This is a genomic window from Pseudomonas sp. Eth.TT006 (assembly GCF_054456575.1).
The window spans coordinates 1-14,230 of sequence record NZ_JBTJEN010000022.1 but is presented as its reverse complement, the minus strand read 5'-3'; the positions used below and the strand labels follow the sequence as shown (position 1 = coordinate 14,230).

Genomic DNA, 14,230 nt, shown 5'->3' with positions numbered 1-14,230 from the left:
AATGCCGCTGCAACTGAGTTTCGCCGAAGCCAGCGCCACCGGGCCGCGCGCGGAAAACCAGGACGCCTTGCGCCTGGTCACGCCCGCCCCGGCGCTGGCCGCCAGCAAGGGTTACCTGTTCGCCATCGCCGACGGCGTCAGCCAATGCGCCGACGGTGGCTTGGCCGCACGCTCGACCCTGCAGGCGCTGGCACTCGATTACTACGCCACGCCGCAAACCTGGAGCGTGGCGCAGGCGCTGGACCGCCTGCTGCTCGCACAAAACCGCTGGCTGCAGGCCAATGGCGGCGGGCAACCGTTGCTGACCACGGTCAGCGCACTGGTTCTGCGCGGCCAGCGCTTCACCCTGGCTCACGTCGGCGATTGCCGGGTGTATCGCTGGCACGCTGACTACCTGCAACGGATCAGCGAGGATCACGTTTGGGATCAACCAGGCATGCAGCACGTGCTCAAACGCGCGCTGGGGCTGGATCAGCATCTGGTGCTGGACTTTCTCGATGGCGAGTTGCGCGCGGACGAATGTTTCGTGCTGCTCAGCGATGGCGTGTGGTCGACCCTGGGCGATACCGCGATTGCCGCGATTCTGCGCGATCAGCCGGATCTCGACAGCGCCGCACACACGCTGGTCAACGCCGCACACCTGGCAGGCAGTCAGGACAACGCCAGTGCGCTGCTGGTGCGGGTCGAGGCTGTCGGCGAAGCGAGCCTCGGTGATGCGCTGATTCATTTGCAGCAATGGCCGCTGCCACCACCGCTGAAAACCGCGCAGGTGTTCGAAGGCTGGCAGGTGCAAGGCCTGGTCGGTCAGAGCCAGCAATCGCTGCTGTATCGGGTCATTGACGGGCAAGGCGCGAACTGGCTGCTGAAAACCTTGCCGGCGCGGCTGGCCGACGATCCGCAGGCCGGACAGGCCTTGCTCGCGGAAGAATGGTTCCTCAAGCGCGTGGCCGGGCGGCATTTTCCTGAAGTCCATGCCGTCACTCAGCGTCAGCATTTGTACTACGTGATGCGCGAATATTCCGGGACGACCCTGGCCGAGCTGTTTCAGCGCAATCATCCATTGCCGCTGGCGCAGTGGCAGGAGCTTGCCGAGCGCCTGTTACGCGCAGTGGGCCTGCTGCATCGCCGGCAGATCCTGCATCGCGACATCAAGCCGGAGAACCTGCACCTGGGCGATGACGGCGAGTTGCGCCTGCTGGATTTCGGTCTGGCGTACTGCCCGGGACTCTCACAAGACACGCCGGCTACCCTGCCGGGAACCCCGAGTTTCATCGCCCCGGAAGCCTTTCGCGGCGAACCGCCGAGTGCGCAACAGGATTTGTACGCAGTGGGTGTGAGCCTGTATTTCCTGCTGACCGGGCATTTTCCCTATGGCGAGATCGAAGCCTTCCAGCGACCGCGCTTCGGCGTGCCGGTGAGTGCCAGCCGTTATCGCCCGGACTTGCCGGAATGGCTCGTGCAAAGTCTGGAGCGCGGCGTGGCGGCCGATCCGCAACAGCGCTTTGAAACCGCTGAAGAATGGTTATTGCTGCTGGAACAGGGTGAACGGCGCAGTTTGAGCGTGCGGCCCAGGCCTTTGCTGGAGCGAGAGCCGCTGAAGGTCTGGCGGACGGTGGCGCTGTTGGCTTTGTTGGGGAATCTGGTGCTGCTGGTTTTGTTGTTTCACAGTTGAACCGCGTCGCGCCATTCGCGAGCAAGCCCGCTCCCACAGTGGATCTGTGAACGACACAGATCCCCTGTGGGAGCGGGCTTGCTCGCGAAGGCGTCAGCCCAATCACCAAAAAGCCACCCGCCTGAACGCCCCACGAATGAGCAACCCGCCTCGATTCAGTGCAAAAAATAACCCTGAAAAACGACCAAATCCCAATAAACCCGCCCCCTTCGCCACTTGGCACAACCACTGCATTACCTCTTTCAACATACATAAAGCCCAACCTTCAACGACGAAGGCCGGGCTTCCCGAGAGAACGGGACCAGGACAAAGGCGTCCTCGCTAGGCAACTAGCGGGACGCCTTTTTTTGTTTGCGCAAAATTTGTCGAGCACGGCCCGACGGCCCCAACAGGCCCGCCGCAGCTCCCCGGAGAACCTGATGAAAAAACTCAAACTGGTGATGATCGGCAATGGCATGGCCGGGGTCCGTACCCTGGAAGAACTGCTGAAGTTGAGCAACGAGTTGTACGACATCACCGTCTTCGGCGCCGAGCCGCACACCAACTACAACCGCATCCTGCTGTCGCCGGTGCTGGCCGGTGAGCAGACGTTCGAAGAGATCGTGCTCAACGACCTCGACTGGTACCTGGAAAACAACATCAAGCTGCTCCTGAACCGCAAGGTGGTGCAGATCGACCGGGTCAAACGCCGGGTGATCGCCGAGGACGGTACCGAAGCCGAGTACGACCGCCTGCTGATTGCCACCGGCTCGACGCCGTTCATCCTGCCGATCCCCGGCAACACCTTGCACGGCGTGATCGGCTACCGCGACATCGCCGACACCCAGGCGATGATCGACACCGCAAAAACCTATAAACACGCGGTGGTCATCGGCGGCGGCCTGCTCGGCCTCGAAGCCGCCAACGGCCTGATGCTGCGCGGCATGCACGTGACCGTGGTGCACATCGGCGAGTGGCTGCTGGAGCGGCAACTGGACAAGACCAGCGGCCAGTTGCTGCAAAGCGCCCTCGAAGCCCGTGGCCTGCACTTTCGCCTGTGCGAGCAGACTCAGGCGCTGCACGACGCTGGCAACGGTCGGGTCGGCTCGGTGCAATTCAAGAACGGCGAGATCATCCCCGCCGATCTGGTGGTGATGGCCGCCGGCATCCGCCCCAACACCGAACTGGCGGAACGCGCCGGCATCCCGTGCAACCGCGGGATTCTGGTCAATGACACGCTGCAAACCTACGATCCGCGCATCTATGCCATCGGCGAATGCGCCAGCCATCGCGGAATTGCCTATGGCCTGGTGGCGCCGCTGTTCGAACAGGCCAAGGTCTGCGCCAACCACCTCGCACAACTGGGTTTCGCTCGTTACCAGGGTTCGGTGACTTCGACCAAACTGAAAGTCACCGGCATCGACCTGTTTTCCGCCGGCGACTTCATGGGCGGCGAAGGCACCGAAACCATCACCCTCTCCGACCCGATCGGCGGCGTGTACAAAAAACTGGTGATCAAGGATGACGTGCTGGTCGGCGCCTGTCTGTACGGCGATACGGCAGATGGCGGTTGGTATTTCCGGCAGATTCGTGAGAATCACGCCATCGGCGAGATCCGCGATCACCTGATGTTCGGCGAAAACGCTCTGGGCGACGTAGGACATCAGGGCCAGGACAAAGCCATGAGCATGGCCGACAGCGCCGAAGTCTGCGGCTGCAACGGCGTGTGCAAGGGCACCATCGTCAAGGCGATTCAGGAACACGGCCTGTTCAGCGTCGATGAGGTGAAGAAACACACCAAGGCCGCCAGCTCCTGCGGCTCCTGCGCCGGGCTGGTCGAGCAGATCCTGATCAACACCGTCGGCGGCGCAGCGGACGTCAAACCGAAAAGCGAAAAAGCCATCTGCGGCTGCAGCGACCTCAACCACGGACAAATCCGCCAGGCCATTCGCGAGCAGCACCTGCTGACCATCGCCGGAACCATGAGCTACCTCAACTGGCGCACCCCGAACGGCTGCGCCACCTGCCGCCCGGCACTGAACTATTACCTGATTTCCACCTGGCCCGGCGAAGCCAGGGACGATCCGCAATCGCGCCTGATCAACGAACGCGCCCACGCCAACATTCAGAAGGACGGCACTTACTCGGTGGTGCCACGCATGTGGGGCGGTGTGACCAACCCGTCGGAACTGCGGCGCATCGCCGACGTGGCCGACAAGTACAACGTGCCGATGGTCAAGGTCACCGGCGGCCAGCGCATCGACCTGTTGGGGATCAAAAAGCAGGATCTGCCCGGCGTGTGGAAGGATCTCGACATGCCCTCCGGTCACGCCTACGGCAAATCCATCCGCACCGTGAAAACCTGCGTCGGCAGCGAGTTCTGCCGCTTCGGCACGCAGAATTCGACGCAACTGGGCATCGAGCTGGAACACGACCTGTTCAACATGTGGTCGCCACACAAAGTGAAGCTGGCCGTCTCCGGATGCCCACGCAATTGCTCGGAAGCGGGGATCAAGGACGTAGGAATAATCGGTGTCGATTCCGGCTGGGAGATGTACATCGGTGGCAACGGCGGGATCAAAACCGAAGTCGCCGAGTTCTTCGTCAAGCTGAAAACCGCCGAAGAAGTCCGCGAATACAACGGTGCGTTCCTGCAGCTGTATCGCGAGGAAGCCTTCTACCTCGAACGCACCGTGCATTACCTGCAACGGGTCGGCATGGAGCACATCAAGCGCGCCGTGCTCGAAGACCCGGAGCGGCGCAAGGCGCTGAACGAACGCCTGCAATTCTCCCTGTCGTTCGAACAGGACCCGTGGAAGGAGCGTCTGGCACAGCCGCAACTGAAGAAAGAATTCGAGGTGATCCCCGTGAAAAACCTGGAGGTGCCGGCATGAACTGGCTGGATATCTGTGCGCTGGATGAAATCAACGCCCTCGGTTCGCGGATCATTGCCGGGCCGAAAGGTGACATCGCGATTTTTCGCACAAGCGACGATGAGGTTTTCGCCCTCGACGACCGCTGCCCGCACAAGGGCGGGCCGTTGTCCCAAGGCTTGATCTACGGCAAACGCGTGGCCTGCCCGTTGCACAACTGGCAGATCGACCTGCAAACCGGCGAAGCCCAGGCCCCGGACATCGGTTGCGCGCACCATCACCCGGCGCGCGTCGAGAATGGCCGGGTGCAACTGGCGCTGCGGGATAGCGCCTGATGAGCCGCCAGACGACCGCCTCGACCTGCTGTTACTGCGGCGTCGGTTGCGGCGTGCTGATCGAGCATGACGGCGAGCGCATCCTCGGCGTCAGCGGCGACCCGGCGCACCCGGCCAACTTCGGCAAACTGTGCAGCAAAGGCGCGACCCTGCACCTGACCGGCGACCTCGCCGCCCGCGCGTTGTACCCGGAACTGCGCCTGGGCAAAGGTCTGGCGCGCAGCCGCACCGATTGGGATACCGCGCTGGAACACGCGGCCAATGTGTTTGCCGCAACCATCGCCGAACACGGCCCGGACAGCGTGGCGTTCTACATCTCCGGTCAGTTGCTGACCGAGGACTACTACGCCTTCAACAAACTCGCCCGCGCGTTGGTCGGCACTAACAACATCGACAGCAATTCGCGGCTGTGCATGTCGTCGGCAGTGGTCGGCTACAAGCGCAGCCTCGGCGCCGACGCCCCGCCGTGCAGCTACGAGGATCTGGAGCTGAGCGATTGCGTGATGATCGTCGGCAGTAACATGGCCTACGCCCATCCGGTCCTTTTCCGTCGGCTGGAAGAGGCAAAATCCCGCCGGCCGCAGATGAAAGTCATCGTCATCGACCCTCGGCGCACCGACACCTGCGACCTCGCGGACCTGCATCTGGCGATTCTGCCCGGCACCGATGTCGCGTTGTTTCATGGGATTTTGCACCTGCTGTTGTGGGAAGACTGGATCGATCGCGATTTCATCCAGGCGCATACCGAGGGCTTGCCTGAGCTAAAAAAAATGGTGCGCGATTACACCCCGCAAATGGTCTCGCAATTGTGCGGAATCAGCGTCGAGCAGTTGCAGCAATGCGCTGAATGGGTGGGCACAGCGCCGAGCTTTCTGTCGTTGTGGTGCATGGGGTTGAATCAGTCCAGCGCCGGCAGCGCAAAAAACAGTGCGCTGATCAACCTGCACCTGGCCACCGGGCAAATTGGCCGTCCGGGCGCAGGACCGTTCTCCCTCACCGGTCAGCCGAATGCCATGGGTGGACGCGAAACCGGCAGCCTGTCCAACTTACTGCCCGGCCACCGCGACGCAGGTAATCCCGAGCATCGCGCCGAAGTCGCGGCTTATTGGGGCGTTGATCGTTTGCCAGACACGCCCGGACTCAGCGCCATTGAGTTGTTCGAGCAAGTTCGCAGCGGCCAGATCAAGGCGCTGTGGATTGCCTGTACCAATCCTGCGCAGTCGATGCCCGATCAACACGCCGTTCGTGAAGCGCTGCAAGCCTGCCCGTTCGTGGTGTTGCAGGAAGCCTTTCGTACCACCGAGACCGCGGCCTTCGCCGATCTGTTATTGCCCGCCGCCAGTTGGGGCGAGAAAGAAGGTTCGGTGACCAACTCCGAACGGCGCATTTCCCACGTACGCAAAGCCATTCTCCCACCGGCTGAAGCGCGAGCGGACTGGGCGATCACCGTGGATTTCGCACAGCGTCTAGAGAAACGTCTGCGTCCGCAGCAACCGGCCCTGTTTGCCTTCGAACAGCCTGCACAGCTGTTCGATGAATTCAAAGCACTGACACGCGGACGTGATCTGGATTTGTCCGGCATCAGCCACGCTTTGATCGACGACATCGGGCCGCAACAATGGCCCTTCCCCACCGGGGCCCGACAAGGCACGCCGCGCCTGTATGGCGACGGGGTCTTCCCGACGGCCAGCGGTCGCGCGCAGTTCATCAGCGAGCCCTACCGCGCCGCCAAGGAACAACGCGATGCGCGCTTTCCCCTGACCCTGATCACTGGACGCCTGCGCGATCAATGGCACGGTATGAGCCGCACCGGTACTGCCGCGCAATTGTTCGGCCATGTCAGCGAGGCGTTGTTGAGCCTGCACCCGGACGAACTGCGTCGGCACCGCTTGCAGCCGGGAGATCTGGTCAGTCTGAAAAGTCGCCGCGGTGCGCTGGTTGTCGCGGTCGCCAGCGATGACAGCGTGCGCCCGGGCCAGGCGTTTCTGCCGATGCACTGGGGCGATCGTTTTCTCAAGGGTGGGGTGAACAGTCTGACCCTGCCGGCGTTTGATCCGTTGTCGAAGCAGCCGGAACTCAAGCACAGCGGAGTTCGCCTGGAACCGGTGAATCTGCCGTGGCAGCTATTCGCACTCATCGAGGGCGATGTTCAACGGCATTTCGAGACGCTACGTCCGCTCTGTGAGGCGTTTTCCTACGCAAGTCTCAGCCTTGTCGGACGTGAACGATCGGCGTTGCTGATACGCGCTGCCAGCAGCGAGGCACCGGATCCGCAATTGCTGAGTGAAATCGACCGTTGTCTGGCGTTGATCGACGGCCCGGTATTGGCCTATGACGATCCACGCCGCGCCATCGGCAAGCGTGTGCGCATAGAAAACGGCCGGATCACTGCGATTCGCCTGGCCGGCGAAACCCTCGCCCAGCATTGGCTGCAAGGGCTGTGGCTGGAAGGCCGGGCGGACGAACAACTGCGACGCTGGCTGCTGGCGCCGATGAGCGCGCCACCGGGTAGCGTCGGGGCGCAAAGCGCTGTGGATAAAACCTTGTGCAACTGCAACAACGTCAGCCTCAACGCGGTGTGCGCCGGCATTCGCCAGGGCCTGGACTTGCAGGGTTTGAAAGACAGCTTGGGCTGCGGCACGCAATGCGGCTCCTGCGTCCCGGAAATAAAACGTTTGCTGGCTGCCGACGTGCAATCAGCCGTCGCGATCTGATGAGGAACACCGCATGAATGCGAAAGTCTGGCTGGTGGGCGCAGGCCCCGGCGACCCGGAGCTGTTGACCCTCAAAGCGGTGCGCGCCTTGCGTGAAGCCGATGTGGTGCTGATCGATGATCTGGTCAATAACGCCGTGCTCGAGCACTGCCCGGCGGCGCGCATCATTGCCGTGGGCAAACGCGGCGGCTGTCGCTCGACGCCGCAGGCCTTCATCCACCGCCTGATGCTGCGTTATGCACGCCAGGGTAAATGCGTGGTGCGGCTCAAGGGCGGCGATCCGTGCATTTTCGGTCGCGGCGGTGAAGAGGCACAGTGGCTGCGCGAGCGTGGGGTTGTGGTCGAGCTGGTCAACGGCATCACCGCCGGGCTGGCTGGCGCGACGCAGTGCGATATTCCGCTGACGCTGCGCGGAGTGGCGCGCGGGGTGACGCTGGTGACTGCGCACACTCAGGATGACAGCCAATTGAACTGGCAGGCGCTGGCGCAGGGCGGCACGACGCTGGTGATTTACATGGGCGTGGCCAAGCTTGGCGAGATTCGCGATCAGCTGCTGGCGGGCGGGATGGCGGCGGATACGCCGGTGGCGATGATTGAAAATGCGTCGTTGCCGGAGCAGCGCGAGTGTCGGAGCGATTTGCTGGGCATGGCAGAGGATGCCTGTGCTTTTGAATTGAAAAGCCCGGCGATTCTGGTGATTGGGGCGGTGGCGGCCGTTGCAGAAGAGCGAAAGATCGCAGCCTTCGGCAGCTCCTACAGAGGAGCTGTCCACATCCTGTAGGAGCTGCCGCAGGCTGCGATCCTTTAAAGCTTCAACGCCAAATCGCAGGCAAAGAAAAGCCCGGCATAAGCCGGGCTTTTCTCAAAGCGGCGAGCTAATTACTTAGCTTGAGCTTCAACCTGCGCTTCTACGCGACGGTTAACAGCGCGACCAGCTTCAGTTTTGTTGTCAGCAACTGGGCGGGATTCGCCGTAGCCGATCGACTGAACGCGGGAAGCCTCAACACCGTACTGGTTGGTCAGAACTTGCTTAACGGCGTTTGCACGACGCTCGGACAGTTTCTGGTTGTAAGCGTCAGGACCGACGGAGTCAGTGTGACCTTCAACAGTGGTGTGAGTAGCTGGGTACTGCTTCATGAAGTCAGCCAGGTTCTTGATGTCAGCGTAGCTGTTTGGCTTGACGACCGACTTGTCGAAGTCGAATTTCACGTCCAGCTCTACACGAACAACTTCAGCAACTGCTGGGCAGCCATCAGCGTCAACGGTTACGTTGGCTGGGGTGTCCGGGCACTTGTCAACGTTGTCGCAAACGCCATCGTTGTCGCTGTCGGAGCAGACTTCAGCCGGAGCTGGAACTGGAGCAGCAGCTGGCTTGCCGCCGCCACCGAAGTTCACACCCAGACCAACCGATGGAGCGTAGTCCCAACGGCCGTTGTCCAGTTTGTAGTCAGCTTCTACGCCAGCACGGGCGAAGAAGTTTTCGGCGAAGTAGTACTTAACGCCAGCGCCAGCAGTCAGGAAAGTCGACTGGTCGCGACCGGTGTGGCCGTCAGCAGCTACGTTGGTCAGGTTGCCGTGCTTGACGCCACCTTCAACGTAAGGACGCAGAGCGTCGCCAGCGTTGTTGAAGTGGTACTGAGCGGTCAGACCGAAGTTGTCGCCACGCAGTTTCTGGCTGCCGGTGCCGTCGTTCGAACGGGTGTGGTTGTTACGATCCCAGCCGAAGTTGATCGAGACGTCGTCGGTCAGGAAGTAACCGATTTTGGCGCCTGGGTTGAAGCCGTCTTCGACATGGTCAATGCTGTCGTTGTACTGCTTCTTGTAGTTGATCTCGCCTTCAACTGCGCCTTGGCCTTGTGCCAGTGCGCCGAACGAAGTAGCGGCAATAAGAGAACCAATGGCCAAGCCCAAGGTGTTTTTCAGTTTCATCCGTTAAATCCCCATCTGGTGATTGTGAAGCAGTCCCGCAAACCGGGGGACAACTCGGCGGCAAGTCTATCAGAACTTGCCTACACGTAAGAGATATTTGCGCTGAACTAAGTTTCAGCAATGCCTGCAAATTTCTCACGTAATTTGTCTAGAGCACGTTTGTACCGCATTTTTGTCGCACTCAAACCCATGTGCATGATGTCTGCGATCTCCTGAAATTCAAGTTCTGCGACAAATCGTAGCACCAGAATTTCACGGTCAATCGGGTTCACATACACCAGCCAGCGGTCGAGTCCGCCCTTCTCCTCGGGTTTCGGCGCCTTTTCTTCCGACGCTTCTTCCAGGGGGTCCAGACTCAAGGCGTCCATCAAGCGACGCTTTCGCCGTTCCTTCCGATACTGCGTGATGCATTCGTTGTAAGTGATGCTGTACAGCCAGGTCTTGAACTTCGATTTCCCCTCGAAGTTCTTCAAGCCATACAACACCTTCAGCATCACTTCCTGACAGACATCGTCTGCGTCGCGATCGTTCCCAAGATATCTCGCACAAACGTTAAATAATGTTCGCTGGTAACGCCGCATCAGCTCTTCGTAGGCGCGCGTCACGTGAAACAGCTCGGTATGCGAGCGCGCGACCAGCTCCTCATCAGAGAGCTCACGGGGGTCGTAGCGCGTGGATAGCGTTTGGGCTTTATTCAAAACAAGTCGTGCCGACAGTCAGGTCAATGTCCGCCGCTGGCCCTTCAGGGCATTTTGCGGCGGCATACATTAGCAGGGTTTGCCGGGTTAGCGGCTACTCACATGCTGTTCCAGCAGGATCCGATTGGACAGTGAGACTAGCTCACCGTCATCGGTCAGCAATGTGGTTTTAACCGTGCCGATCTCTTCGATCTGGCCTTCGACCTCACCAACACGCACTTGTTGCCCAACCTGATACAACTCACGCACATAGATTCCCGCAAGAATCTGACCGGCAATTTCCCGGCTTCCCAGGCCCATGGCCAGCGCAACCGCCAGACCAACGGTAATCAATACGATGACGATGACATGGTTCAGCAGGTCAGTCTTGACCTCAAGCTGACTGATCGCGACCGAGATGCTGATGATGATCACCAGCCCCTGGGCAATGCGACCCAAACCTGAAGCATAGTCCAGGCCCACGCCTTCCGCCGCCCCGCGCACCAGCCCATTGGCCAGCTGCGCGAGCAGAACACCCACCAGCAACACCAGCGCGGCACCGAAAACTTTCGGCAAATACAGCGCCAGCATGTCCAGCGTAGCTGAAACTCGCTCAAGTCCAAGCGACTCTGCTGCAGAAACCAGGAAAATCAGCAGAACGAACCAATAGACGATCTTGCCGATCAGGGTCGAGATCGGCACTTGCAGCCCGGCCCGCGACAACAGTTTGGTCAGGCCGGTGCCGCCCATCAGGCGATCGAGGCCCAGTTTGGCCAGCAACTTGGACAGCAAGGTATCGAGCAGCTTGGCCACCACGAAGCCCAACAGCAGCACCACCAGTGCGCCGAACAGGTTCGGGATGAAGTTGGCAACTTTGGTCCACAACGCAGTCATTGCAGTGACGAGGCTCTGAGTCCAGAGATCAAGTTCCATATTCAATCAGCCTTATCAGCAGTGCGTGCAGTGGTTTTACGAAGACGGGAAACCGGCGAGACGTGAGCCGATCCGTTATTCAGGGCGATCATCAGCGCGGGCAGCCAGCGGCCCAGCAGGCTGAAAAGATCACCGGCGCCGACCTGACGGTTGGCGGTTTTGAGTACGCGACCCAGACAGGCATCGTCGTCGCGGCTGGACGGCGAAGCGTTGAGCATGTCGCGCAAAGACTGTTCAAACGGATCGTGCATACGCACCTCTCGTGATGTCTGTGAAAGACGCGGGCAAATTTGGTCGGGTCACATGTTGCATCTTCACACCCAGCGCAAACGGCGGAATAACCACCATTGACCGAACGCCATCGCCAGCACCGTCAGACAGGCGATGAGGAATCCATAAGGGCTGCTGGAGAACGGAATTCCACCAACGTTGATGCCCAGCAGACCGGTGAGAAAACTCATCGGTAAAAAGATGCAGGTGATGATGCCGAAACGGTACATGGTGCGATTCATGCGCACGTTCAGACGCCGGTCTTCGGCCTCCAGCACCAGCCCCATGCGCTCTCGGGTCAACTCCAGCTCTTCGAGGTAGCGGGTCAGGCTGTTGTTCAATTCGTTCCAGTAGTCAGCGTCATCGTCGACAAACCACGGCAGTTTGATCCGCGTCAGCTGTCCGAAAATGTCCCGCTGCGGGGCGAGAAAACGCTTCAGTCCGGCCGCCCGGCGGCGGATGTGCAAAATCGAGCCATGCTCGGGGGTATACCGTTCGTCGGCATCCAGTTTTTCTTCCTCTTCATCGACCAGTTCCGACAGGCACGTCACCAGATCCTGCACCTTGTTGGTGAGGAATTGCGCCAGATAAAGGATCAGTTCAGAGGAAGTTTTCGGGCCTTTGCCCTCGCCCAGCAGCGCCAGCAATTCATCGGTGGCGCGCAGCGGCCGTAAACGCAGCGAAATCACACGCTGAGCGGCAGCGAAAATCCGCACCGAGACCATGTCTTCCGGCTCGGCCCCCGGATTAAGGTTGACCCCGCGCAGAAACAGCAGCAGCTCGGCATCCGGCAATGGCAACAGGCGCGGCCGGGTGTTTTCTTCCAGCAGCAGGTCGCAGCTGAACTCATTCAGGCCGCTGGATTTGCGCAGCCAGGTCTGGGTTTGCGGATGGCTGCGATCCCAATGCAGCCACAGGCTTTCATGAGCCTGCAGCTGCAGAGCATCGAGCTCGGTCCGGGCAATCGAACGCGCACCGCCTTTACCGTCCAGCACCAGGGCATGCACCAGCCCCCACTGCGCGTTTTCTTCCTCGAACATCCGCATCCCTATGTCGAAAACTTATTCAGGCATCTGCAGCGGACTCGGCGAAACGATCACGCCGTTGTTGTCCGCATAGATGAAGTGGCCCGGATGTAAGGTCACGCCGGCGAAGGTCACGGGTACGTTGAGGTCGCCAATGCCACGTTTTTCGGTCTTCATCGGATGACTGGCCAGTGCTTGCACACCAAGATCGGTCTGGGCGATGACGTCGACGTCACGGATGCAACCGTAGATGACCATGCCTTCCCAGCCATTTTTCGCGGCTTTTTCGGCGATCATGTCACCCAGCAGCGCCCGTCGCAGCGAGCCGCCGCCATCGACCACCAGCACTTTGCCGTTGCCCTTGAGGTCAGCCTGTGCCTTGACCAGCGAGTTGTCTTCGAAGCATTTGATGGTCACGATTTCGCCGCCGAAAGAATCACGGCCGCCGAAATTGCTGAACATCGGTTCCAGCACCTGCACCAGCTCCGGATAGGCGTCGCACAGGTCAGGCGTGAGGTAATGGTTCATCGAAAAACTCCTGTAACAAGGATGACGATCAAGGATGTCGCACTCTGTTGAAACGAGTCCCGGTGGTCGCTGTTTACCCTGGCGCATGCATGGTCGCTGAACGAACCTGAACAAACGCTGAAACGTTATCGCTAAACAGCCACCCAATATGACCAGAATTGCACAACGCGTCATATCTTAGCCGCAAGCCGATCCGAACGAAATGCCCTTCAGCGCCTTCGGCTTACCCCGCTGCCGCCAGATTCGCTTGCTCGCCCAACAGCGGCGTGTGCTGATCCTGCAGCCAGCGCGCCACCAGCGGCCAGACTTCGGCCTGCGCGGCTTTGCTCACCAGCATTTCGACATGCCCGAAGTTGTCACTGAAGCCCTGCTCGCGGCCCAGATTGACGAACTGCTTGTGCCCGGAGCCGATCTGCTCGAACAGTTTGCGGCAGGCCCACGTCGGATCCTGATGGTCCCCCGCCGCCGTCACCGCCAGCACTGGCACCTGAACCTCGGCCAGACCGGCCCACCAATCCTTGTCCTTGTCGCCAAACCGCCCGAACAGGCCGTACCAACGCATGCTTTCCAGCGCCAGCCCGATCGGTTCGTCTTCCGGGCCGCGCTTGAGGCGTGAGCCGGACAGTTGCACGAAGCGCTTGAGAATGAAGCGCCCGCCCCACTCCACCGGCGGAATCTTCAGTGGCCAGTAGGTGCGGCTGACCTGTGTGCCGAAAAACGCCGCCGACGCCACCGCCGGCTCGCCGAGGTATTCGCCACCCAGCGCCGCCGCCAGGGTGATGCCGCCCAGCGAATGACCGATCCAGTGCGGCACCTGCCCGCTCTGCTCACGGACGAACGCGGCAATCGCCGGCAGATCGTAACGGGCGTAGTCGGCCACGCGGTTGCGCCGGTAGTCCTCATTACGCTGCGACAGGCCGTGGCCGCGCATTTCCGGGATCCACACATCAAAACCGAGGCGCGTCAGGTACGCGCCCAGGCCCAGGCCTTTTGGGGAATACCAGAAGCGTCGATTGGAAAAACTGCCATGCAGCAGAATCACCGGCACACCGCGCGGCGTCGCGTCATCGGCCATGCCCAGACGGGTCACGGCAATTTCCACCGACCAGTCGGGGCTGTTGCCGGGTTTCAAGCGGTACACGTCTTCGCTCAGATCACCGCGGCGTTCGGCGCTGATCAGGGCGACAGGAAACAGGTTGCTGCTGCTTTGCATAATGCTCTTGCACAAAAAAGGGCGGCATCCACAGGAGCCCGCCCTACTTCATATCAAAGCCCTGCCCTTTGTGGGAGCGGGC

12 protein-coding genes are annotated in these 14,230 nt (G+C 60.7%); 5 read left to right on the top strand and 7 right to left on the bottom strand.

Annotation, left to right across the window (positions count from 1 at the left end):
- Position 1 precedes the first annotated feature (1 nt).
- The 5 genes from ACXR0M_RS25080 (at position 2) to cobA (ending at position 8,354) form a co-directional block, all read left to right on the top strand.
- A complete protein-coding gene (locus tag ACXR0M_RS25080; protein WP_458834322.1) occupies positions 2-1,672 on the top strand; it encodes a protein kinase domain-containing protein in 1,671 nt (556 codons plus the stop codon).
- A 419-nt stretch (positions 1,673-2,091) separates the two neighbouring features.
- Complete coding sequence (gene nirB / locus ACXR0M_RS25075) at positions 2,092-4,545, top strand: nitrite reductase large subunit NirB (RefSeq protein ID WP_458834321.1); 2,454 nt, start codon at positions 2,092-2,094, stop codon at positions 4,543-4,545.
- Positions 4,542-4,859, top strand: coding sequence for a nitrite reductase small subunit NirD (gene nirD, locus ACXR0M_RS25070; protein WP_458834320.1), 318 nt, complete (start codon positions 4,542-4,544; stop codon positions 4,857-4,859). Before nirB ends, nirD begins: the two co-directional genes overlap by 4 nt.
- Positions 4,859-7,573 carry a nitrate reductase gene (locus ACXR0M_RS25065; protein WP_458834319.1) on the top strand — a complete coding sequence of 905 codons (2,715 nt, stop codon included), beginning with the start codon at positions 4,859-4,861 and terminating at the stop codon, positions 7,571-7,573. Before nirD ends, ACXR0M_RS25065 begins: the two co-directional genes overlap by 1 nt.
- 13 nt (positions 7,574-7,586) lie before the next feature.
- Positions 7,587-8,354 carry a uroporphyrinogen-III C-methyltransferase gene (gene cobA, locus ACXR0M_RS25060; protein WP_458834318.1) on the top strand — a complete coding sequence of 256 codons (768 nt, stop codon included), beginning with the start codon at positions 7,587-7,589 and terminating at the stop codon, positions 8,352-8,354.
- A 98-nt stretch (positions 8,355-8,452) separates the two neighbouring features.
- On the opposite strand, the gene ACXR0M_RS25055 is transcribed toward cobA, so the two are convergent.
- From ACXR0M_RS25055 to ACXR0M_RS25025, 7 genes are all read right to left on the bottom strand, one after another.
- Positions 8,453-9,502 carry an OmpA family protein gene (locus ACXR0M_RS25055; RefSeq protein WP_458834317.1) on the bottom strand — a complete coding sequence of 350 codons (1,050 nt, stop codon included), beginning with the start codon at positions 9,500-9,502 and terminating at the stop codon, positions 8,453-8,455.
- 107 nt (positions 9,503-9,609) lie between these two features.
- Positions 9,610-10,200, bottom strand: a complete 591-nt coding sequence (sigX, locus tag ACXR0M_RS25050) for an RNA polymerase sigma factor SigX (RefSeq protein WP_011333251.1) — start codon at positions 10,198-10,200, stop codon at positions 9,610-9,612.
- An 87-nt stretch (positions 10,201-10,287) separates the two neighbouring features.
- Positions 10,288-11,112, bottom strand: a complete 825-nt coding sequence (locus ACXR0M_RS25045) for a mechanosensitive ion channel family protein (protein WP_458834316.1) — start codon at positions 11,110-11,112, stop codon at positions 10,288-10,290.
- Positions 11,113-11,114: 2 nt separating this feature from the next.
- Positions 11,115-11,363 carry a hypothetical protein gene (locus ACXR0M_RS25040; RefSeq protein WP_003223293.1) on the bottom strand — a complete coding sequence of 83 codons (249 nt, stop codon included), beginning with the start codon at positions 11,361-11,363 and terminating at the stop codon, positions 11,115-11,117.
- 63 nt (positions 11,364-11,426) lie between these two features.
- Complete coding sequence (locus tag ACXR0M_RS25035; RefSeq protein WP_458834315.1) at positions 11,427-12,422, bottom strand: zinc transporter ZntB; 996 nt, start codon at positions 12,420-12,422, stop codon at positions 11,427-11,429.
- Between the two features lie 21 nt (positions 12,423-12,443).
- Positions 12,444-12,935, bottom strand: a complete 492-nt coding sequence (rraA, locus tag ACXR0M_RS25030; RefSeq protein WP_458834314.1) for a ribonuclease E activity regulator RraA — start codon at positions 12,933-12,935, stop codon at positions 12,444-12,446.
- A 223-nt stretch (positions 12,936-13,158) separates the two neighbouring features.
- Entirely contained in the window at positions 13,159-14,148 is a 990-nt protein-coding gene (locus tag ACXR0M_RS25025) for an alpha/beta fold hydrolase (RefSeq protein WP_458834313.1), read from the bottom strand.
- Positions 14,149-14,230 lie beyond the last annotated feature (82 nt).